Raw genomic sequence first — 20,263 nt, forward strand, 5'->3', positions numbered from 1 at the left:
CAATTATTTTGAGGAAGCAACAAGGAAATGTCATATCACCGGAAAACAATCCGGTACACTACCCTTTCTTCAATACGTTTATAAAACTTTGCGGTACAGGTGTCGAAAATTCCATCTTCTCACGTGTCACCGGATGATGGAAACACAGCACGAAAGCATGCAGACAAAGCCGCCCCGCGGGGTCGTCGCCGTTGCCATACTTAATATCCCCGCACACGGGGTGCCCCATATCGGCAGCATGCACGCGTATTTGATTCTTACGTCCGGTCTCAAGTCGGAACTCAACAAGCGAATGCTTTTCACTCTCCCCTATGGTATAGAAATGCGTCACGGCATATTTTCCGCCGTTATCCACATTGGAAGAATATGTCACATACGCGCTGCTGTCTTTCAGCCAGTTGGCAATCGTCCCCTCTTTCTGCTCCAAACGCCCCGACAGCAACGCTACGTAGCGGCGGCCATACACCATATCGTGCCAGTTTCTCTCAAGCATTTGCTCCGCCTGCATGTCCTTTGCATATATCATAAGACCGCTTGTGTCGCGATCGAGACGGTGTACAACATGAGCATTACAACGCTGCCGCGACCTGCGAAAATAGTCGTCAAGCACCGCCTTAACATTCAGCGACGAGTGTCCGGCAGCCATAGAGAGTATTCCCACAGACTTATCCACAACAACAATATACCGGTCTTCATAAACAATCTTGAAGTAACGACTGCGAAGCATGTTGAGATTGCGTTTCGTGTTGCTTACCGAGACACGCATGCCGGGTTTCAACATATAGTCGAACTGCGTGACGCATGTCTTTCCCACGAACACCCCGTGCCCTTGCAGCGTGGCCTTAATTTTAGACCTGCTCTGCCCTTTCACGTTCTCAAGCAGAAACTCCAACAACGACTGTTCACGCTCCACGTCAAACCTGCTGTAATCGCCTTTCTGATCTATGACATTATTTTTCATTCCTATTTACCTTATTTTATATTCTCCTTTCGGCACTTTCTCGCTTACGGCATCATCATTTCCGAACGCGCTTGGACAAACCGCTTTTTCACATTTGTCCTGCAAAGTTACCTCTTTTCCGCAAATCCACAAATAATTTGCCGACATTTGCAATCTATACACACTCTCTACAAGCCAACACAACACACATGACAGCCAACCGAAACAAGCGTTTTTTAACAATAACCGAAGGCATGTCGGAATGTCGGCGAATCTCAATATTCAGACAACAGACACCGAAACAGACAAAGGCAAGTTTACAATCTATTAAAAAGTGTTATAACAACAACACACAAAAGAAAAAGAACGGTAAAACGAGATGTAATAAAGAAAAAAGTTGTAACTTTACACGCAAATTAAGATTCTTAACCGCATAATCTGTAATTATGACGAAAAACAACGAACGAATCTATAATATGACATTGTGGTAAAAAATCGGAAATGAAGGGGCTGTGTCCTTATTCATAAGTCATTCATGCATAAAAAAGTACAACAAAACAATAAAACAAAAATATGAACGATAAGAAACTGATGACCAGAGCTGCCGACAACATACGAATATTGGCGGCATCAATGGTCGAAAAAGCAAAATCGGGACACCCGGGCGGAGCCATGGGAGGTGCCGATTTCATCAATGTACTCTTCTCGGAGTTCCTTGTATATGACCCCGAACAACCGGAATGGGCGGGGCGCGACCGTTTCTTCCTCGACCCGGGGCACATGTCGCCGATGCTATACTCGGCTTTGGCAATGCATGGAAAGTTCTCGATAGACGAACTGAAACAATTCCGCCAGTGGGGATCGCCCACCCCGGGACACCCCGAACGAGACGTGAAACGAGGCATAGAAAACACATCTGGACCGCTCGGACAGGGACACACCTTTGCCGCGGGAGCAGCAGTGGCGGAGAAATTCCTTGAGGCACGCTTGGGCAAAACACCGATGCAGCACAAGATTTACGCATATATCTCTGACGGAGGAGTGCAAGAGGAGATTTCGCAAGGCGCAGGACGCATAGCCGGAACGCTCGGACTGAACAACCTGATAATGTTCTTCGACTCAAACGACATTCAACTTTCCACCGAAACAAAAGAGGTAATCAACGAGGATACCGCAGCAAAGTACAAGGCATGGGGATGGAACGTGATGACCATAAACGGGAACGATGCCGATGAAATACGCGAGGCTCTTAAAGACGCAAAGAATGAAGATAAACGCCCGACGCTCATCATAGGAAAGACCGTAATGGGCAAAGGAGCACGCCGTGCCGACGGAACGAGTTACGAAGCATGTATAAACACACACGGTGCACCACTCGGAGGCGATGCTTATATCAATACGATGAAAAATCTCGGAGCCGACCTTGACAATCCCTTCACGATTTTCCCAGAAGTGCAACAGTTGTATGCCGCACGACGAGAAGAACTAAAGAAGATTGTTGCCGAACGACATGCAGAGGAAGAGGCGTGGGCAAAAGCCAACCCGCAAAAGGCGGAACTGATGAAAGAATGGTTCGGAGGAAACGCACCGAAGATTGACTGGAGCGGATGCGTGCAGAAAGAAGGCTCGGCCACACGCGTTGCCGGCGCAACATGTCTCGGCATACTGGCAGAGCAGGTGGGCAACATGATTTGTGCAAGTGCAGACCTGTCCAACTCCGATAAGACCGACGGTTTCCTGAAAAAGACGAAATCTATACAGAAAGACGATTTCGAAGGAGCTTTCTTCCAAGCCGGAGTGGCAGAACTTACAATGGCGTGCATGTGCATAGGAATGTACCTCCACGGAGGCGTTATACCGGCATGCGGCACGTTCTTCGTATTCTCCGACTATATGAAACCTGCGGTGCGCATGGCGGCATTGATGCAAGTTCCGATAAAATTCATCTGGTCGCACGATGCATTCCGAGTTGGCGAAGACGGACCGACACACGAACCGGTGGAACAGGAAGCACAGATACGTCTGATGGAAAAACTGAAAAACCATGCTGGAAAAGACTCGGTACGAGTGTTCCGCCCCGCCGATGCCGACGAAACAACGGTATGTTGGGCCATGGCAATGGAAAACAATGACACCCCGACGGCTCTCATTCTCTCACGACAGAACATCGACAAACTGCCTGCCGGCAACGATTATAATCAGGCACGCAGAGGTGCATACGTCGTGGCAGGCAGCGACGAGAAGTTCGATGTTATACTCCTTGCCGACGGTTCGGAAGTAAGCACGCTTGTAGCCGGAGCGGAGTTGCTGCGCAAGGACGGTGTAAAAGTACGCATAGTGAGCGTGCCTTCCGAAGGATTGTTCCGCAACCAGAGCAAGGAATACCAAGAGAGCATACTGCCACCGGATGCCAAGATATTCGGAATGACAGCCGGACTGCCTGTCACTCTCGAAAGTCTCGCAGGCTCGAACGGCAAGGTATTCGGCATGACGAGTTTCGGCTTCTCGGCTCCTTACAAAGTACTCGACGAGAAACTCGGCTACACGGCAGAAAATGTATATAATCAAGTAAAATCAATGTTATAATAAATCTCCCGAAACCAGAAACCAGTAAGTACATGCAGCAAGCATAAAACCGTAAGGCGACGGGTACGGGACAAAAAACTGAATATTATGGAAATAAAGACAGTTGGTGTTGCCTGCGACCACGCAGGCTATCCCTTAAAGCAATTTGTAATGCAGTATTTGGAGGAAAAAGGCTATCCCGTGAAAGACTATGGAACATGGAGCGACGCATCGGTTGACTACCCCGACTATGCCCACGAACTTGCAAAGGGCATCGAGAGCGGCGAAGTTTACCCCGGCATCGCAATATGCGGCAGCGGGCAAGGCATTTCCATGACGCTCAACAAGCATCAAGGCATTCGTGCCGGAGTATGCTGGAACCCCGAAATCGGGCAACTTATCCGCCAGCACAACGATGCCAACGTACTCGTAATGCCGGGACGTTTCGTTGACAACAACACGGCACGCGACATCATGGACAAGTTCTTCTCCGTTCCTTTCGAGGGAGGACGTCACGCACGACGAGTGGAAAAAATCCCCGTGAGCGAATAAGAACACGAAAGGAAACAACCGTAATAAAGGAATGGACGGTATGAATTGTCCATTCCTTTATTTTATCATTCCTGCATATTACGGTATTGTTCTCAAAGTTACGGATATGACGGTGGAAACCCGATGACGCCCACATTTTACAAAAAAAAACGAAAAAAGATTTTTTTATAACGTGGAAAACTCGTATCTTTGCAACCGCTTTAAAATCAGCACGCAATAAAATCGGCTGATTAACAAGTTATTAAAATATAGAAAAAAATAAATAATTGATTATCATTTAACAAATATCAAAATGACAAAGGCAAATATTATAGAGGAGATAGTTAACCAGACAGGTGTTGCCCGGAAAGACGTATCTGCCACGGTTGAAGCCTTCATGGACGTAATAAAGAGCAGTCTGATAGACAAGAAGGAAAACGTTTATCTGCGCGGCTTCGGAAGTTTCATCGTTAAACACCGTGCAGAAAAGACTGCAAGGAATATCTCCAAGAACACCACAATAGTCATACCGGCACACGATTTCCCCGACTTCAAACCGGCAAAGAGTTTCGTGGCAAAGATGAGGGGTGAAGACTTTGCAGGAGAAGAATAAAAAACAAACCCATTAATTAACATATAAATATTAACATTATGCCTAACGGAAAGAAAAAGAAGGGTCACAAGATGGCCACTCACAAGCGCAAGAAAAGATTGAGAAAAAACCGTCATAAGAGCAAGTAACAACACTTGCTCTTATGCTTAGACCATCCCTACCCCGGTAAACGACAAATAACATAGAGACCAAAATCTCACAATACCGGAACCCGGGGAACAAAAAGACAAGAAAATGACCAGCGAAGTAGTAATTGACGTCCAACAAAAAGAGATTTCAATAGCCTTGCTGGAGGACAAGAACTTGGTGGAATACCAGACAGAACCCCGCTCGGCTTCGTTCTCGGTTGGAAACATCTATGTGGCCAAAGTTAAGAAACTTATGGCCGGACTTAATGCAAGTTTTGTGGATGTGGGATACGAACGCGACGCTTTTCTACATTATCTTGACTTGGGTGGGCAATTCAATTCCTACGAAAAGTATCTGAAACAGGTACAGAGCGACAGGAAAAAACTTTACCCGTTCGCAAAGGCTGCAAGACTTCCGGAAGTGAAAAAGGACGGCTCCATTACCAATATGTTGGAGAAAGACAAGGAAGTGCTGGTGCAGATAGTTAAAGAACCCATATCAACAAAAGGACCGCGGCTCACGGCAGAATTGAGTTTCGCAGGACGTTTCTTGGTTCTTATACCTTTCAACGACAAAGTTTCTGTTTCTACAAAAATCAAAAGCGGTGAAGAGCGCGCCAGACTCAAACAACTCATACAGAGCATAAAACCCAAAAACGTGGGCGTTATAGTGCGTACTGTGGCAGAGGGAAAGAGAGTGGCAGAACTCGACTCCGAACTCAAAATCCTCCTAAAACGTTGGGAGGATGCCATCGTCAAGGTACAGAAAACACAAAAAAGACCTCAGTTAATCTATGAGGAGACAAGCAGAGTGGTAGCATTGTTGCGCGACCTGTTCAATCCCTCATACGAGAACATACACATAAACGACGAACAAGTGTTCAACGAGGTGAAAGAATATGTCACGCTGATTGCCCCTGAAAAGGCAGGCATTGTGAAACTGTACCGAGGCAATGTGCCTATCTTTGACAATTTCAACATCACCAAGCAGATTAAGTCGAGTTTCGGAAAGACGGTAAACTACAAACACGGTGCTTACCTAATAATAGAACATACCGAAGCAATGCACGTGATAGATGTTAACAGCGGCAACCGCACAAGGGCGGAAAAAGGACAGGAGGGAAACGCGCTTGAAGTAAACCTCGGTGCCGCAGACGAACTCGCACGGCAACTCAGACTGCGCGACATGGGTGGTATCATCATCGTTGACTTTATCGACATGAACTTGGCAGAAGACCGACAGATGCTCTACGAGCGCATGTGCAAGAACATGCAAAAAGACAGAGCACGACACAACATACTGCCATTGTCGAAATTCGGATTGATGCAGATTACCCGGCAACGCGTTAGACCTGCAATGGATGTAAACGTAGAAGAGACCTGCCCCACATGTTTCGGAAAGGGAACAATAAAATCGAGTTTCCTGTTTACCGACCAACTGGAGCGAAAGATTGACCGCCTCGTAAGCAAGATTGGCGTTAAAACATTCTATCTGCATGTCCACCCGTATGTCGCCGCATACATAAATCAAGGTTTCATAAGCATGAAACGCAAATGGCAGATGAAATACGGACTGGGCATACACATCATTCCATCGCAGAAGATGGGTTTCTTGCAATATGAATTCTTTGACCGCAAGAAACAACTCATCGACATGCGCGAGGAACAAGAGACCAAATAAGGAAAGAGCCTGATGCAGACATTCGAAGCATCAGGCTCTTTCTTTTTCACGGCATATCCATCTTGTCGTCTATTTTTAACCCGAATCGGTCATTAGAACCCTCAACCGATTTTGTTCGATTTTTGAGCAGATGTGCAGCAGTTTAATCGAAGGCGTAGCGGGCTGCATCGGGATGTAATGGCTGTGCAGATGTCAGCAAGCGGGCTAAAAGCAGTTGGGAAGCGTAACGGCAATGGCAAATCTAAGCAAATGCGGTCTAATGACAGATTGGGGTTTAATACTCTATCTTGTCAGCCTTTGCCGTCCATGCGCGAAAAGCACGCAGTGCCTCGTTGTGCATTATGAATTGCTGAGACAGCTCGCGCTCGTCATTAGATTTCTCCAACTCACGGTAAATGAACGCATCACCGAAATTAATGTCCTCGGCATCGTTCTTGTTGCAACCACAGAAAACATGCGATATGTGCGCCCAGTAGATTGCACCGAGACACATAGGACACGGCTCGCACGACGAATATATCGTCGTTCCTTCAAGGTTGAACGTGTGAAGACGCGAGCATGCGGCACGTATGGCACTCACCTCGGCATGCGCTGTGGGGTCGTTGTTCGATGTTACACGGTTCACCCCCGTCGCTACAACCTCTCCGTCCTTTACTATCACCGCACCAAACGGACCACCTCCGTTGGCAACATTCTCAACCGCAAGGTCTATCGCCATGCGCATGAATTTCTCGTTATTGTTCTCCATATTCTTTAATTATTTTATTGTAAAGTTAATGATAAAAATTAGACAGACCAAGTATTGCACAAAAACATGCCTGAATTAATGCAAACATGCAAAAAAACAGGCAAAGAATGAATAAACAAATAATATTGATGTACAAAAACAAAAATCCCTCCCACGACAAGAGACATTCAAGTTATGTCCACCCAAGGGAGGGATTTGATTTAGCCTTCCGGATTACTCTGCCTCCGAGAATTCATCGGTACCAACGCCACACAATGGGCATACCCAATCTTCGGGCAGGTCTTCGAATGCCGTTCCCGGCTCTATTCCGTTTTCAGGGTCGCCCACTTCGGGGTCATATTCGTAACCACATACGTCGCAAACATACTTTTTCATATCGTTTCGCTTTTAAATTGTTAATAATGTTTTAGTAAATAAACAGGCATTAAAACTAATCTTATATCTGTTATGTATATGCAATTAATTTTGAACACCCACCACTTATGTTTCAGCCTGCAAATATACTCAATAATCAATAAAACAAGAAACTTTCTGCCAATTTTTATCGCGAATTAATTCAAAACAGGCAGAATTGCATTTCAAAACCGCCGAAATTGCAATGTAAAATAGCCGAAATTGAAAAGCAAAACAGCCTTTGTATTAAAATACCTCTGCAGAACTTTCTATATTCATTTACTCAATTCAAATATGTTTCATATATTAATGGCATGAAAAACAAACCATTATTCCCCAAATTTTGCCGATATGTTCCTTGGTAACCGCAAAGTCAAACAAACAGATTTCTCTCAAATATACAATATTATATTATAGATACCCCTCGACAGTGTCATAATAGTATACCCAAGATATAAATCAATACAAATATGACTCTGAGACAGCCAATATAATGCTTAAATTGTCATAATTCCGTTGTTTTGAAATGAATAACTCACTCTTGCGCATAGAGTATTCTATCAAGTCTGACAATGCAAAAGTATGCGCTAATCCACTGTTTATGAAAAGGTAAGGAAGTCACAGGAAATTCAAGGAAAAGGTAGGAAATTACAGCCTCTCACGAACCCATGCCTACTATGCCTTTTCGCATAAAAAGAGGCTCGCAGAGCATCACTGCCCCTGAGTCTCTCGCCACGTTTCGCCTTCTCCGAGCCCCGCATCTTGGTTTTCAGTGTTAAATAGGGAAATCCCCTCGTCCCTCTGCTATCTTCTTCGTACCTTTGTAGCCAATACAAATTTGGTTAGTACATAAATATGCCTCAATATACGTTTATTGACCTCTTTTCTGGGTGTGGTGGTATGTCCCTCAGTTTTGAGCCTTCTGGCTTCAAATGCCTTCTGGCTATTGACTGCAGGGAAGATGCTATGGTTACCTATAGACACAATCGTAGTAATATTTGATGAGATGAAAAAGAAATACAAAACAATAGACTTGTTTGCGGGTATTGGCGGTATTCGTCTCGGATTTGCTGCCCATGGGTGTGAGAATGTCTTTTCTTCCGAATGGGATAAGCATGCACAAAAGATGTATGAAGCGAATTTTTATGAAGCCCCCTATGGTGACATCAACGATATAAATCCTGAAGATATCCCCGACCATGATATACTGCTGGCTGGTTTTCCCTGCCAACCATTTAGTATTGCAGGCAAAGGATTGGGCTTTGCAGACACAAGAGGTACACTTTTTTTCAACATAAAGACAATACTAGAGGTAAAGCAACCCCAAGCGTTCCTCTTGGAGAATGTCAAGAGGCTTGTAACCCATGACAAAGGGAATACTTTTAATGTTATTCTAACTATCTTGAGGGGTTTGGGTTATACCGTTTACTACAAGGTATTTAACTCATTGGATTTTGGTGTACCTCAAAAAAGAGAACGGATTTATATTGTTGGGTTTAAGCAGGCCATCAGATTCTCATTCCCCAAGCCGTTGGGTTTTTTTAGACCACTGTCAGAGATCTTAGAAGACGATGAGCAGGTGCCAAGCTCTTATTTCTTGTCCGAAACGATGCGACAAAAACGTTTTTCGGCTCTTAAGGGAGAGCCACCTGTACCATCTATTTGGCATGAAAACATTGGCGGAAACATCTCTCCATTACCCTATTCTTGCGCACTAAGAGCTGGGGGGAGTTATAATTATTTGGTTGTCAATGGCATTAGGCGATTAACATCAAGAGAGATGCTCAGACTGCAAGGGTTCCCCGATTCTTTCATTATAAACATCCCTTATTCACAAGCACGCAAAGTGGCAGGCAACTCCGTAACCGTCCCCGTGATAGAAGCTATCGCAGGAGAAATGATCAGATCGCTCAATGAGCAAAAAGAGATTGAAGAATACAAAAAAGTTGATTTGTTTGGAAATTATGAATATTTCGGAGGCTAAGTTGGCTTTAGATCGGCTTATATCTAAAGCTAGAGTACATTTATATAAGCCTATCCAGATTGCAGAGATCTTACATCGAGATAGAGTTCATGGGGATATAGACCTTGTCGATCTAGAATCTTATAGAAATGCGTCAAAGAAATGGCGCGATGAAGTTTTGTTTGCGCTTCTTGGGGCGTACGTCTTCTTCATCTGCAAGATATCAAGACGACCTATTTAACGAGAACGCCATTCCTCCCAACATCCTAAGGATATTGGGCGAAGAGAACAGAGCAGGCGGTGGCATTGTGGAGAAGTATATTTACGATTGTTTTGAAGAAAGATTCTCTCAAATGTCCCAAGGGCTGAGGTATTGCAAGACCCACGACAAACAAAGCTTCCTTATCAAAGACTTCATTGACACTTTTTGGAATGAATCTGGGCTAAGAAGAAGTATCGATAAGATATACGAAATCGTAGTTTATGCTTTGTTTTCTACGCTCGTAGAAAGCCTCAAAGTAAAAATAACGATAGAGTACGACACCGACAAGCAAGATCTACTACATGAATTCTCCGATTTTTCCGAACGTGTTATCGGATTGTCCGCCCAACAATCCAAAATAACCATGAGTGCTCGAATAAATCGGGTCGGGGTTACAAACGCTGCAGATAGAGGGCTTGATATGTGGGCTAATTTTGGGATGGCGATTCAAATCAAACACTTGTCTTTGACTGAAGAGCTGGCGGAGAACATAGTATCGTCGGTATCATCTGATAGGATAGTCATCGTATGCAAAGACTCCGAAGAGAAGATTATCGTTTCTCTTTTGACGCAGATTGGCTGGAAATCTAAAATCCAAAGCATTGTCACAGAAAACGACTTGGTGCACTGGTACAATAAAGCCTTAACGGGTGTTTTTTCGAAAGAAATAGGCGACAAAATCCTTTCGACCTTATACCATGAAATCTTGAGAGAATTTCCAGTGACCAATTTTGATGATTTGAACGAATTCAAAAAAACTAGAGGGTATGATTTACTTTCTTTCGCAGGTGTTTGGAGAGAGGTATAGTGGCTTATTTGGCAATCTATTTCTCTGATTCTTATGAAGAGTTAGATGAATAGGGTATGTGGTTTTAGTTCTGAAGACAATCGCATACCCCCAAATAAAAACTCCACTCAATACAGCAAATCTTGGATGGAGTGTTTTATTGCTCGCAAGTTTTGGGGTGTAGAAAAGGGTGTAAATCGCGTAACTCGCTGATTTACACCCTTGTTTGCGGAGAGAGAGGGATTCGAACCCCCGGCACCTCTCAGTGCGACGGTTTTCAAGACCGTTGTAATCGACCACTCTACCATCTCTCCTTTGTCGGACGACAATTTTGTCGTTCTAAAGCGAGTGCAAAAGTAATCATTTCTTTTTAACCTGCCAAATTTTAGGCAAAGTTTTTTGAATCTCTGATTCTTATTCATAAAAGTTGCATTTCTTAATTAAACTTACCAAGTTCTCTAAAACTTGAAAATATGGAAGTTTCAACTACAATATGAACACATATAAAAAATAAAAAAAGTAAAATGTAAACCGAAAATCAAATATATTCGACAAAAAGTGTTACCTTTGCACGCATAGAATGTATTTTACCACTGAATAAAGATTTAAAAAAGTATTAACTTAAAAAATTAGTTTAATGAAAAAAGCATTATGGCTGACCGCGTTTTTGCTGTTGGCTGTGTGGGATAATGCGGCTCATGCCGAAACCTACACCTATGAATTTAAAGAAAAGGTTTTCACAAAAAATGAAACCCAAAAACTTGGTGATGTGGAATGGACACTGCAAACTGATGCAGACTATTTCGGTTCTAACAAAGATAAAGGAATACAAATCGGTAAAGGAAGCAAGCCGGCAAAGACAATAACGCTATCCACCGACGGTATTTCGGGAAACATCAAGTTAATTAAAATTGAGACGAGCGGAGCAAAAGACATTGATGCGAAACTCACGGTAACGGTGGACGGGAAGCCTTTCGGAAAAGAAATTAAGCTTACCAACCAAAACAAAGAATATGAATTTACGGGCAATGGCAAAGGAAAGATTGTGCTAAACTACAGTCAGACCAGCCAAAAAGCCATATACATAAAAAAGATAACCGTGGTTTATGACAAAAACAACGGAGGTGAAGAGCAAGGTGGAGAACAAGGTGGAGAACAAGGAGAAGACGAAAATGAAGATGATGAAGAAGAAGACCCTATGGCCAATGCTCCCACATTTGTCTTCAACACGGAAAACGGTCTTACCGCACTCGGCATTTCGATACCGGGTTCGGACAAAGGCACATCCATAGAAAACGATTTGAAAAGCAAGGGCATAACACTGTCAAACACAAAAGGAAGTACCAATACACGTGTGTATAACAGCAAAGGGAAATATACCCTGCGGATATACAAAGGCGGTACCATGACGCTGACATCAGACAACGGAGTGCCCATAACACAGATAGAAATAAAAATTGAGAACGACGGCACCATGACAGCAACAGACGGAACGTCTATATCTAAAAGCAATGATAAATGGACCGGTAACGCACAATCTGTCAAATTCAACATAACAAAAAATGCCTTTATAAGCACGATAAACGTGACCACAAACGGCACCGCACCGAAACCTTTGCAGGAAGTAAAGGGACTGAAAGCTCTTAAAGATGTTGAGGACGACACCGAAGTACACCTGTACATTGCCGATGGCGACCAAGCACGAGTATTGTTTGCCGACGAAGAGGACAACGCATACGTCCGAGACAAAGACGTGAAGGTGTTTTTCAAGGAAGTGAAAACCAATCCGGCATTGAAATTCAACCAACATTTGGCTGGATATATCTACGGCAAGAAAACAAGCATGGGAGGAGTCACCGTATTTGAAACGACAAAAAAGACTAACTCCGAAGAATTCATAATAGCCGAGCCGGTGCAAGAGACCGACATCACGCCTCTGACGATAAATGCAGAGGACTACAAGAATCATCTCGCAGACTGGGTGATAATCAAAGAAATAACAGTGAACGACGGAAAGACAACAATCGCAGGGACGACGATAGGCATAAACAACACACACAAACTCGGCGAAAGCATGTTCTACCACATGCCTTACGACAAATCCGTTGTTGACATCTCGGCTATAATATTCCCGACAGACGGAAATTCAAACGAACTGCGCCCCATATATAATAAGGTGGAAAAAACAAACATACACAATGTGGCAGAACAAGAGTTCCGTCCCGTGACATACGTAATCGACGAGAACAAAGATTTCGTGTTGCCGGCAAACAACATTGCCAACGCAAGCGTAAGACTCAAAAGAAAAATATCGAGCGAATACTGGAACACAATAACACTGCCATTCGGTGTGAAGAACGTAAAAGGCATGTTGCGCAGATACAAAACAGTTGAAGGCAACACCATGATTTTTGAAGAAACGAACGACATCGAAGCAGGAGTGCCGTATCTTTACAAGCCGGACAGCAACATCGAGAACCCCACATACAAGGACGTGACGCTTACGAACATTCAGGCAAAAAACATCGAACACGGCAATTTCCATTTCGTGGGTACTTACAAACCTTACGATATGAAGACAGACAAGACTGAACGTTTCCTCGGGAATAACGACAAACTATATTGGCCTACAGGCAACGACACTAACAAGATACCGGGCATGCGCGCATATTTCGTAGTGCCGGCAACGATAAACGATGCCAAAGTATCTACCGACAACATAACGTCTGCCATAGACGCTGCACACGGCGACACGGGTGAAAACCTCGACAACGCAAAAGTTTACAATCTCGGCGGACAGTTTGTGGGAGTCGGCATCGAGCAACTGCCGAAAGGCATATACATTGTCAACGGAAAGAAAATGGTTATCAATTAAAAACAACCAAAATAATAATCAATGAATAAAAAAGTATATATATTACCAAAAATGCAAACCGTTTCAATCGAGTCTGAAACAATAATGGCAGCAGGGTCAAATACCGGCGACGTAAACAGCGACGGAACAAACATCACAGTACCCGAAACAGGTGGTGGCGGAAACGCCGGCGAAGCACATTCCAAACAATGGGACGACATCGAAGAAACAAACGAGAAAGAAAAACCGTTTAATGACTTTAACTAATTTGAAATATAAATTATGAAAAAATATACATTAGCCTTATTGTTACTCATAGTCACGTTTGAGGCTGTCGCACAGAAAAACAGGAAACCGGAATATATAAAACTGAAAAACGGTACGGTACAGACTTTCGACAAGGAGAAAATAAATAAGTCTGTAGTAGTTTTCGGAGAGGGAGGAGCAACAGACTCGCTTGGTATAAAGATATACATGAAAGACGGCTCGTGCCAAGACTATCTGTATTCGCAGATAAGTTTCGTGGCATTCGAAGAACAAGGCGGAGGACAGCAGGACGACAAGAACGTCAACAAGAACAACGATGCCGACCTCGCAAGGAACAAGGAGGCTTGGAGATTAGAGTTCCCACAACTGCATCGCGGAGACGAAGATTTCACATACGAGATAACACACTATGCAGAAAACGAAACTGTGGTTAATTTTTCATTGGAATGGGACGGACAGAAGAAAGGAAACAGATGGACATGCTATCAGTTACACAAGGGAAATCTTGAAAAGAATGTTAAGCGCAAGGACAATTTCAGGGAAGATCCCAAAATAACCAATCCGGAACATCGCACGACGCTGGCTCAATACAAAGCCACATCGTCAACCTACGCACGCGGACATCTTTGTCCGTCCGGCGACAGACTGTATTCAAAAGAACAGAACGACCAAACTTTCTATTTGAGCAACATGCAACCGCAAGTGCAGGGACACAACAGTGGTGTGTGGGCACAGTTGGAAAGAAGAGTAAGAGAATATGCCGAGGCAGCAAACTGTGACACACTTTACATTGTCAAAGCAGCAACAATAGACAAGGAAACAGACATAGAGGAGACTACATCCGCAGGACTTCGCGTGCCGAAATATTTCTACATGGCTCTGCTTGCCTACAACAAAACCAAAGACGAATATCACGCGCTCGGCATTTGGTCGCCCAATTACACGAAAAGTCCCACGGAATATATCACCATAAGGGAATTGGAAACACGCACCGGGCTTGATTTCTTCTGCAACCTGCCTGATGATACCGAGAATATGGTAGAGGACGACCGCAGCAACGACAATGCCCGATACTGGAGAATAACGTTCAACAACGAACAACAGCCATAGCACAAAATACAAAAGCATCATACCCACCGGCTGTAATACCGAGTGGAAATTCAATTCCGCCTAATTTGGATTGCAAATTAGGCGGAATTGAATTTTAATTTCGGCGGTTTTGCCGAGTAAATCAGGCGATTTTGTTTTTCAAAACATATTGAACCCAAATCGGTCATCAGACCGCATTTGCTTAGATTTGCCATTGCCGTTACGCTCCCCAACTGCTTTAGCCCGCTTGCTGACATCTGCGCAGCCATTACATCTCTACGTAGTCCGCTACGCCTTCGATGAAACGGCTGTACATCCGCTCAACAATCGAACAAAATCGGTTGAGGGTTCTAATGACCGATTTGGGTTGAACGGTCAAGCAACGGTCAGTGTTTCTCGCCGAAGCCTTTGTTCTTTTGTCGTTCCACGGCATTCTTGATGGCAGTAACACGCTCTATGGCATGGCGGCGTGCCTTTATCAAGTGGTAACGATACACTACACATGTGGCAAGGAAATATACCGCGGTCTGTATCCACAACCACATATATTCCCGACTCACGTCATTAAGTGTCGCCCCCATGCTGTTCACCCTCACAAAAGCGCGTATGCCGAATGTCGATGGCACAAGATATGAAACGCTTCGCCATGCGGCGGGGATAGCACTTTCGGGCCATGAAATACCGGCAAGGAAAAGGAAAGGCATAGACGTGAACACCACAAGCAACATGACGTTTTCGCGATAGCGTATTATGCACGAAAACAGCATTCCGAAGAAAATGCAGGCAAGAATGTATGGCACCATAACGGCAAACAAGTCGGCGGGTCGTGCCATGTGGGAAAAGCCGAAAATACGTGGCACGATGAGCGTGATGTACGCCGTCATTACGGCAAATATCATAAAGTAGCACATCGATTTCCCAAACACTATTCGGAATATGCCGTTATAGTGCCGGCTTACCGGCACAAGGTCTTGATAGCGGTTGTTCTCGCGTGCCGTACCTGCACTCAGTCCGATGCCGAGCAACAGCGTCTGCTGCAATATAAGGACGAGAACGCACGGAAGTATGAAATTTCCGTATCCTCCCGTGGTGTTGAACATCTGCACCTCTTCGAAATCGAGCGGACTCACGAGAATCTCGTCATCGCGGTCGGTGGCGTTGCCGGCTCGTGCGACCTTTATATCATCATTCATGTCCAGCGACACCTCCATCGCCGTAGAGTATATGGCCTTATAGGTAAGCATAATGCTCATGTCGCAGAACACACTCACATTTGCCTGTTCGTTGCGCCCGAGTCTGTTTTCAAAATCGGTGGGAAAATATAGTATGCCGCGCACCACTTGCCGCCCCATGAGTTGCCGCGCCTCGTCAATCGACGTGCAATGATATGCCACTTTCACTTGTGGCGACGCATCGCATCGGCGTACGAAAAGGCGTGAGGAGTGACTTTTTGACAAATCGACAACTGCCACCGGCACATCACGGACAACTTCGTTGTTGTATGCCCACGAATAAACCAGCGGATACAGCAATGGAACAAGTATAAAGAAGATTAGCACGCCTTCGTCGTTTATCACGGAGCGCATCTCCTTTTCCCAGATGTAGCAGGTGTCTTTTATGCTTTGAAACATTTTTTCAAGAGTTGAACAGATTCTTTGCAAGTTAAGTCAAGGGATATATACATACTCAAGCATTGCACGGCGCAAATTCTTCATGGCAAATGCGGGGAGGCAGATGAATATGACGAGTGCGAGGAGATTATACCATGCGTAACTGAACGGGTAGCCGTTGAAAACGCATATCTGATAGAACATGAAATAGTGGCGCAGAGGGAATAGTTGCCCCACTCCCTCCAGCATGGGATCCATTGCAAACAGCGGATAGGCTGCTCCGGACATCGTAAAACCGAGTACACTCCACAACGAGCATACGCTCATGGACAGGCGCAAAGACGGAATTATTCCGAATACGAAGACACCGAATGCCTGCGACGCCGTGACACTGAGGAAACCTATCAACGCTATGGTGAACCATCCGCACTGATACGGGAAGCCCAGAAAGGCGTATATATATATGTAGTATCCGTAGAATATGGTAAGAAAGATAAGTGTCTGCGGGAGCATCTTGCCCAGCATCGCCACCCATATATCATTTCCGGAGAGGCGCATAAGAACTTGGCTGCGACGGAATTTCAACTCGGTACCCACCGAATAAGCCGTTACGAGAAACACAAAAAGCAACAGAACTCCGGGAAGCATGAACGAACCGAGGTAAAAGTTATAGTTGGTCCACGGATTGCCTATCATGTGCGAATCGACAGACACGGGGCGCAGGAATACCATAATTTGGTCGTCGGTGTATCCTTTTGCACGCATGGTGGTTTGTCCCACTGCCGCCGATGCGAGTGTACACACCGTCTTCATGTCGCGGAAAAGCAATACTCCCGCCATCAGCATGGTGCTGTTGTAATAGAAAGACACCTTCGGCTTTCGCTGTGACATAATTCCCGAGGTGGTTCCTTCGGGAAAATACATGAATGCGTATATCTCGTTACGCTGCATTGCCGCACGTGCCTCTGCCGGTGTGGCATACCGCGCCACCACTTTGTTGGTATTCATGGCATCGAGACGGCGTATGATGGAGCGTGTGGTGGCGGTGTTGTCGAGATCCACAATGCCTACCGGCATCTCCTGCGGCAGTCCGTCATCCATCAGCGATGTGAAGAAAAACACCATCACCACGGGGAAGATTACCATGCAGAAGATGTAAATCGGCGTTGACATGATTATGCCACACTCGCGCCTTGCCACGCCGAGGATACGCATTATAGGATTTCGGTTGCCGTACATATCTTATCTTTTCACTATCAATGACATACCGGGACGCAGACCGTCTGTTTTGGCGACGGGACGTGCTTTCACCTCGAATGTCTTCAAGTCATACTGTCCGTTGCTCTTCGTTGCTTTCCATACGGCATACGCACCCTGATCTTTTATGTAAAACACTTTAAATTTTATGTCTTTTCCAAATGCCGGACAAAATGCCGTTATCACTTCGCCCATCTTAATTCCCTGAAGCAAATCCTCTCGCACGTTGAATGTTCCCCACATGTCTTTCATTACCGATATGTTCATTATGGGGGAACCGGTACCCACGAGTTCGCCCACTTTCGGGAACACGCTGCTAACCTCCCCTTCCATCTGTGCCACCTGAACGAGTTCTCGCTTGTACGACCGCACCTCTTGAACAGCACCTTGTGCCTGTCCCACCTTTGCCACGGCGGCTTTCTTCTCTTCGGTTCTTGCTCCCTCCACTGCCATGTCGTATTGACTCTTGGCAGCCTTTGCCTGTGCCTCGTAGGCTTTATACTGCGCCAATGCTTCATCGCGTTTTTGGGCAGTCATTACCCCTTCGTCGAATAGTCGCTGCACCCGCTCGTAACTCTTCTTTGCAATTTCGAGTCCAGCCGTTGCTTTCTGCCACATTTCGTATGCGCCTTGTATCTGCTGCGTGCGGGCTCCGTTCTGCGCCATCTCGCTCATTGCCGATGCCGCACGTTCAACACTCTGTGCCTGTGTCATTTTCGCCTCCACCTCGGGAGCATCGAGTATTACAAGCGTGTCGCCGACATGAACGTAGTCGCCCTCCTTAACGCGTAATTCAAGTATGCGCCCCGGCACTTTGCTCGATACGCGATACTCGGTAACTTCTACCTCGCCTTGTATTTCCTCATCGGTATGACCGAATACAAACAGGCCTATGATTGCCACTATTGCCACCACGACCACAAAGCCGAGAATGGCAAACAGAATATTGTTGTGTTGCGTCTTTACTGACATAATATTTTGGGTTTAATGTTTATTTTTTCAGAATTGGGGAGTTGAAAACAACATTTGGTGAGTTATGTGGAAATGGCTGCATGTTGCCTTGCCGGCAAATTCCATTAATGTTAAAGTTTTCCGAGAGCCTTTCTCAATGCCACCTCGCTGAGTCGTGCCTCTATCTCGGCTTCAACCTTCTGTGTCTGCGACTGCAACCATGCCGTTTGTGCCGCCATTACGTCGGTTGTCTGCATTACCCCTTCGGTAAAGCCGAGATTTGCGCAACGCAGATTCTCCTCTGCCTTTTCCACGTTCTTTACGGCAAGGTTGTATTTTCGGCGAGCCTCTTTTACTTTGAAACGGCACTGACTTACCTGTAATTCTATCTTCTCGGTGGCATCTGCCAGTTCCATTTTTGCTATCTGTGCGGTGGCCTGTGTCGCCCTTACCTTGTATGTTCCTTCGTTCCAACTCCACACAGGGACACGCACTATCACTCCCACGTTCCACGTTCCGCCGAATTTTTTCTCAAAACCGTTATACATGTTTGGGTTTGTGGTTATATAGCCTCCGGTCACTGCAATCTGTGGCAGGTATGCCGAGCGTGCGAGTTTGGTAGATATGTTTGCCATGTCTGCGGCAGTCTGCAACATGTTCAGTTCGGGGCGCAGGTGGTATGACAATGTTTCTCCGTCGTCGTACAATGCCGGCAACGAAAGGTTTTCGTTATCCTCGTCGGCAAGTTTTATATTCTCTCCGTATTCTATCCCGCACAGTTGACATAACAGCATCTTTGAAAGTATCACGCCGTCTTCCGCCTGCATTAGTTGCATTTCTGCCTCGTTAACCTTTACGTTAACCTGTAATTCGTCGGAACGTGTTGCCACTCCCTCCTCGAACATTTTCTGCACGTCGCGGTTAAATTTGCGTACCAATTCGAGATAGTTGCGCGCCAATCTTTCCTTGTGTTTCACAGACACCACCAACCAGTAAGTTTGGTCTATTTCGTAAAGTGTTGTCTGCCGTGACAGTTCGAGACGGTCTGCCATGAGTTGTTCGTTGAGATCGGCAAGGCGGTTGGCTGCCGTTATTGCTCCTCCCGTATATACGGGTTGCGTAACCATTACCGATACCGCAAACTTGTTGCGTGTGTTTGTGCGCAAAGCCTGTCTGATGTCGTTCCCCATCCCGTTTAACGCTTGTGTCATGGGGGCTGCCGCATTTGAGAACAAGCCTCCGAGTGCCTGCGCCACCTGTGGAGAGATAATTCCTTGCTGTACAAATCCTGTGAGCATCTCGTTGAGTTTGCCTCCCACCTTGCCTGTGGTATTTGTGCCGAGATTGTTCAATGCCGTCTTTTGGTCATCGCTCAGCAATGAAATCTCGCGGCTTGTCAGTTCGTATCCTCCAAGTGCACTAACTCTCGGCAGATATTTCGTCCTTGCCGCCTTGCGCGTGTTGAATGCCACCTCCTGCCTGAGGCGTGCCGCATTGAGTTGCTTGTTGTTGTCGAGTGCCATGTTACGGCAGTCATCGAGCGACAGTACCCGTTGCGCCCCCGCACCTATCGATACGGCAATGAAAGCGACAAATATTAATAGCCTTTCCATGTCAAACGTTG

General features: G+C 45.5%; 20 protein-coding genes and 1 tRNA gene. 12 read left to right on the plus strand and 9 right to left on the minus strand.

Annotated elements, in window-relative coordinates; translation table 11 throughout:
* Positions 1 to 58: 58 nt before the first annotated feature.
* Entirely contained in the window at positions 59 to 961 is a 903-nt protein-coding gene (locus tag EII32_RS06790) for an RluA family pseudouridine synthase (RefSeq protein ID WP_125234687.1), read from the minus strand.
* A gap of 6 nt (positions 962 to 967) precedes the next feature.
* Positions 968 to 1,123: a hypothetical protein gene (locus tag EII32_RS12130; protein ID WP_158611145.1), complete on the minus strand. Its 156-nt coding sequence runs from the start codon at positions 1,121 to 1,123 to the stop codon at positions 968 to 970.
* Positions 1,124 to 1,513: 390 nt separating this feature from the next.
* Here EII32_RS12130 and EII32_RS06795 point away from each other — a divergent pair, with 390 nt between their 5' ends.
* The 4 genes from EII32_RS06795 (at position 1,514) to EII32_RS06810 (ending at position 6,458) form a co-directional block, all read left to right on the plus strand.
* Positions 1,514 to 3,526: a transketolase family protein gene (locus EII32_RS06795; RefSeq protein WP_125234688.1), complete on the plus strand. Its 2,013-nt coding sequence runs from the start codon at positions 1,514 to 1,516 to the stop codon at positions 3,524 to 3,526.
* A gap of 87 nt (positions 3,527 to 3,613) precedes the next feature.
* Complete coding sequence (gene rpiB / locus EII32_RS06800) at positions 3,614 to 4,057, plus strand: ribose 5-phosphate isomerase B (RefSeq protein ID WP_125234689.1); 444 nt, start codon at positions 3,614 to 3,616, stop codon at positions 4,055 to 4,057.
* Positions 4,058 to 4,349: 292 nt separating this feature from the next.
* Positions 4,350 to 4,649: an HU family DNA-binding protein gene (locus tag EII32_RS06805; RefSeq protein WP_125234690.1), complete on the plus strand. Its 300-nt coding sequence runs from the start codon at positions 4,350 to 4,352 to the stop codon at positions 4,647 to 4,649.
* A gap of 234 nt (positions 4,650 to 4,883) precedes the next feature.
* The gene (locus EII32_RS06810) at positions 4,884 to 6,458 is read left to right on the plus strand and encodes a ribonuclease E/G (protein WP_125234691.1); all 1,575 of its coding nucleotides are present in this window, start codon (positions 4,884 to 4,886) and stop codon (positions 6,456 to 6,458) included.
* A 274-nt stretch (positions 6,459 to 6,732) separates the two neighbouring features.
* Here the strand turns inward: EII32_RS06810 and EII32_RS06815 are convergent, their stop codons facing one another.
* Both EII32_RS06815 and rd read right to left on the minus strand, forming a co-directional pair.
* Entirely contained in the window at positions 6,733 to 7,206 is a 474-nt protein-coding gene (locus tag EII32_RS06815) for a nucleoside deaminase (protein WP_125234692.1), read from the minus strand.
* A 213-nt stretch (positions 7,207 to 7,419) separates the two neighbouring features.
* Positions 7,420 to 7,581, minus strand: coding sequence for a rubredoxin (rd, locus tag EII32_RS06820; protein ID WP_125234693.1), 162 nt, complete (start codon positions 7,579 to 7,581; stop codon positions 7,420 to 7,422).
* Between the two features lie 873 nt (positions 7,582 to 8,454).
* On the opposite strand from rd, the gene EII32_RS12825 reads away from it, so the two are divergent.
* Genes EII32_RS12825 through EII32_RS06835 form a run of 4 tightly spaced genes read left to right on the plus strand, consistent with a single transcriptional unit; the run spans position 8,455 to position 10,632 of the window.
* Complete coding sequence (locus tag EII32_RS12825) at positions 8,455 to 8,601, plus strand: DNA cytosine methyltransferase (RefSeq protein ID WP_125234694.1); 147 nt, start codon at positions 8,455 to 8,457, stop codon at positions 8,599 to 8,601.
* Between the two features lie 4 nt (positions 8,602 to 8,605).
* The gene (locus EII32_RS06830) at positions 8,606 to 9,583 is read left to right on the plus strand and encodes a DNA cytosine methyltransferase (protein WP_125234695.1); all 978 of its coding nucleotides are present in this window, start codon (positions 8,606 to 8,608) and stop codon (positions 9,581 to 9,583) included.
* Positions 9,564 to 9,803, plus strand: coding sequence for a HaeII family restriction endonuclease (locus EII32_RS12830; RefSeq protein ID WP_410524572.1), 240 nt, complete (start codon positions 9,564 to 9,566; stop codon positions 9,801 to 9,803). The genes EII32_RS06830 and EII32_RS12830 overlap by 20 nt, the downstream gene beginning before the upstream one ends.
* Positions 9,712 to 10,632 (plus strand): HaeII family restriction endonuclease, encoded by a 921-nt coding sequence (locus EII32_RS06835; protein WP_233582334.1) that lies wholly within the window; start codon positions 9,712 to 9,714, stop codon positions 10,630 to 10,632. Before EII32_RS12830 ends, EII32_RS06835 begins: the two co-directional genes overlap by 92 nt.
* Positions 10,633 to 10,840: 208 nt before the next feature.
* Here the strand turns inward: EII32_RS06835 and EII32_RS06840 are convergent.
* Positions 10,841 to 10,925, minus strand: a tRNA-Ser gene (locus EII32_RS06840).
* A 323-nt stretch (positions 10,926 to 11,248) separates the two neighbouring features.
* On the opposite strand from EII32_RS06840, the gene EII32_RS06845 reads away from it, so the two are divergent.
* From EII32_RS06845 to EII32_RS06855, 4 genes are all read left to right on the plus strand, one after another.
* On the plus strand, positions 11,249 to 13,486 hold the full coding sequence (locus tag EII32_RS06845; RefSeq protein WP_125234696.1) for a chitobiase: 2,238 nt from the start codon (positions 11,249 to 11,251) through the stop codon (positions 13,484 to 13,486).
* Positions 13,487 to 13,570: 84 nt separating this feature from the next.
* Positions 13,571 to 13,732 (plus strand): hypothetical protein, encoded by a 162-nt coding sequence (locus tag EII32_RS12135; protein WP_158611146.1) that lies wholly within the window; start codon positions 13,571 to 13,573, stop codon positions 13,730 to 13,732.
* Positions 13,733 to 13,747: 15 nt separating this feature from the next.
* The gene (locus EII32_RS06850) at positions 13,748 to 14,842 is read left to right on the plus strand and encodes a DNA/RNA non-specific endonuclease (RefSeq protein WP_125234697.1); all 1,095 of its coding nucleotides are present in this window, start codon (positions 13,748 to 13,750) and stop codon (positions 14,840 to 14,842) included.
* A 187-nt stretch (positions 14,843 to 15,029) separates the two neighbouring features.
* Positions 15,030 to 15,260 carry a hypothetical protein gene (locus tag EII32_RS06855; RefSeq protein WP_125234698.1) on the plus strand — a complete coding sequence of 77 codons (231 nt, stop codon included), beginning with the start codon at positions 15,030 to 15,032 and terminating at the stop codon, positions 15,258 to 15,260.
* On the opposite strand, the gene EII32_RS06860 is transcribed toward EII32_RS06855, so the two are convergent.
* From EII32_RS06860 to EII32_RS06875, 4 genes are all read right to left on the minus strand, one after another.
* Entirely contained in the window at positions 15,208 to 16,452 is a 1,245-nt protein-coding gene (locus tag EII32_RS06860) for an ABC transporter permease (RefSeq protein ID WP_125234699.1), read from the minus strand. The genes EII32_RS06855 and EII32_RS06860 overlap by 53 nt on opposite strands.
* Positions 16,453 to 16,488: 36 nt before the next feature.
* Positions 16,489 to 17,670 carry an ABC transporter permease gene (locus tag EII32_RS06865; RefSeq protein WP_233582335.1) on the minus strand — a complete coding sequence of 394 codons (1,182 nt, stop codon included), beginning with the start codon at positions 17,668 to 17,670 and terminating at the stop codon, positions 16,489 to 16,491.
* A gap of 3 nt (positions 17,671 to 17,673) precedes the next feature.
* Positions 17,674 to 18,660, minus strand: coding sequence for an HlyD family secretion protein (locus tag EII32_RS06870; RefSeq protein WP_125234700.1), 987 nt, complete (start codon positions 18,658 to 18,660; stop codon positions 17,674 to 17,676).
* A gap of 110 nt (positions 18,661 to 18,770) precedes the next feature.
* On the minus strand, positions 18,771 to 20,252 hold the full coding sequence (locus tag EII32_RS06875; RefSeq protein WP_125234701.1) for a TolC family protein: 1,482 nt from the start codon (positions 20,250 to 20,252) through the stop codon (positions 18,771 to 18,773).
* Between the last annotated feature and the right edge of the window lie 11 nt (positions 20,253 to 20,263).

Origin of the sequence: Prevotella sp. OH937_COT-195, assembly GCF_003932845.1 — a bacterium.
Taxonomy (GTDB): Bacteria; Bacteroidota; Bacteroidia; order Bacteroidales; family Bacteroidaceae; genus Prevotella.

Excerpts from the sequence above, each read along its gene's own strand:
- EII32_RS06790 (WP_125234687.1), bottom strand. The coding sequence starts at position 961 with ATGAAAAATAATGTCATAGATCAGAAAGGCGATTACAGCAGGTTTGAC.
- EII32_RS06795 (WP_125234688.1), top strand. The coding sequence starts at position 1,514 with ATGAACGATAAGAAACTGATGACCAGAGCTGCCGACAACATACGAATA.
- rpiB (WP_125234689.1), top strand. The coding sequence starts at position 3,614 with ATGGAAATAAAGACAGTTGGTGTTGCCTGCGACCACGCAGGCTATCCC.
- EII32_RS06805 (WP_125234690.1), top strand. The coding sequence starts at position 4,350 with ATGACAAAGGCAAATATTATAGAGGAGATAGTTAACCAGACAGGTGTT.
- EII32_RS06810 (WP_125234691.1), top strand. The coding sequence starts at position 4,884 with ATGACCAGCGAAGTAGTAATTGACGTCCAACAAAAAGAGATTTCAATA.
- EII32_RS06815 (WP_125234692.1), bottom strand. The coding sequence starts at position 7,206 with ATGGAGAACAATAACGAGAAATTCATGCGCATGGCGATAGACCTTGCG.
- rd (WP_125234693.1), bottom strand. The coding sequence starts at position 7,581 with ATGAAAAAGTATGTTTGCGACGTATGTGGTTACGAATATGACCCCGAA.
- EII32_RS12825 (WP_125234694.1), top strand. The coding sequence starts at position 8,455 with ATGCCTCAATATACGTTTATTGACCTCTTTTCTGGGTGTGGTGGTATG.
- EII32_RS06830 (WP_125234695.1), top strand. The coding sequence starts at position 8,606 with ATGAAAAAGAAATACAAAACAATAGACTTGTTTGCGGGTATTGGCGGT.
- EII32_RS12830 (WP_410524572.1), top strand. The coding sequence starts at position 9,564 with ATGAATATTTCGGAGGCTAAGTTGGCTTTAGATCGGCTTATATCTAAA.
- EII32_RS06835 (WP_233582334.1), top strand. The coding sequence starts at position 9,712 with ATGCGTCAAAGAAATGGCGCGATGAAGTTTTGTTTGCGCTTCTTGGGG.
- EII32_RS06845 (WP_125234696.1), top strand. The coding sequence starts at position 11,249 with ATGAAAAAAGCATTATGGCTGACCGCGTTTTTGCTGTTGGCTGTGTGG.
- EII32_RS12135 (WP_158611146.1), top strand. The coding sequence starts at position 13,571 with ATGGCAGCAGGGTCAAATACCGGCGACGTAAACAGCGACGGAACAAAC.
- EII32_RS06850 (WP_125234697.1), top strand. The coding sequence starts at position 13,748 with ATGAAAAAATATACATTAGCCTTATTGTTACTCATAGTCACGTTTGAG.
- EII32_RS06860 (WP_125234699.1), bottom strand. The coding sequence starts at position 16,452 with ATGTTTCAAAGCATAAAAGACACCTGCTACATCTGGGAAAAGGAGATG.
- EII32_RS06865 (WP_233582335.1), bottom strand. The coding sequence starts at position 17,670 with ATGTACGGCAACCGAAATCCTATAATGCGTATCCTCGGCGTGGCAAGG.
- EII32_RS06870 (WP_125234700.1), bottom strand. The coding sequence starts at position 18,660 with ATGTCAGTAAAGACGCAACACAACAATATTCTGTTTGCCATTCTCGGC.
- EII32_RS06875 (WP_125234701.1), bottom strand. The coding sequence starts at position 20,252 with ATGGAAAGGCTATTAATATTTGTCGCTTTCATTGCCGTATCGATAGGT.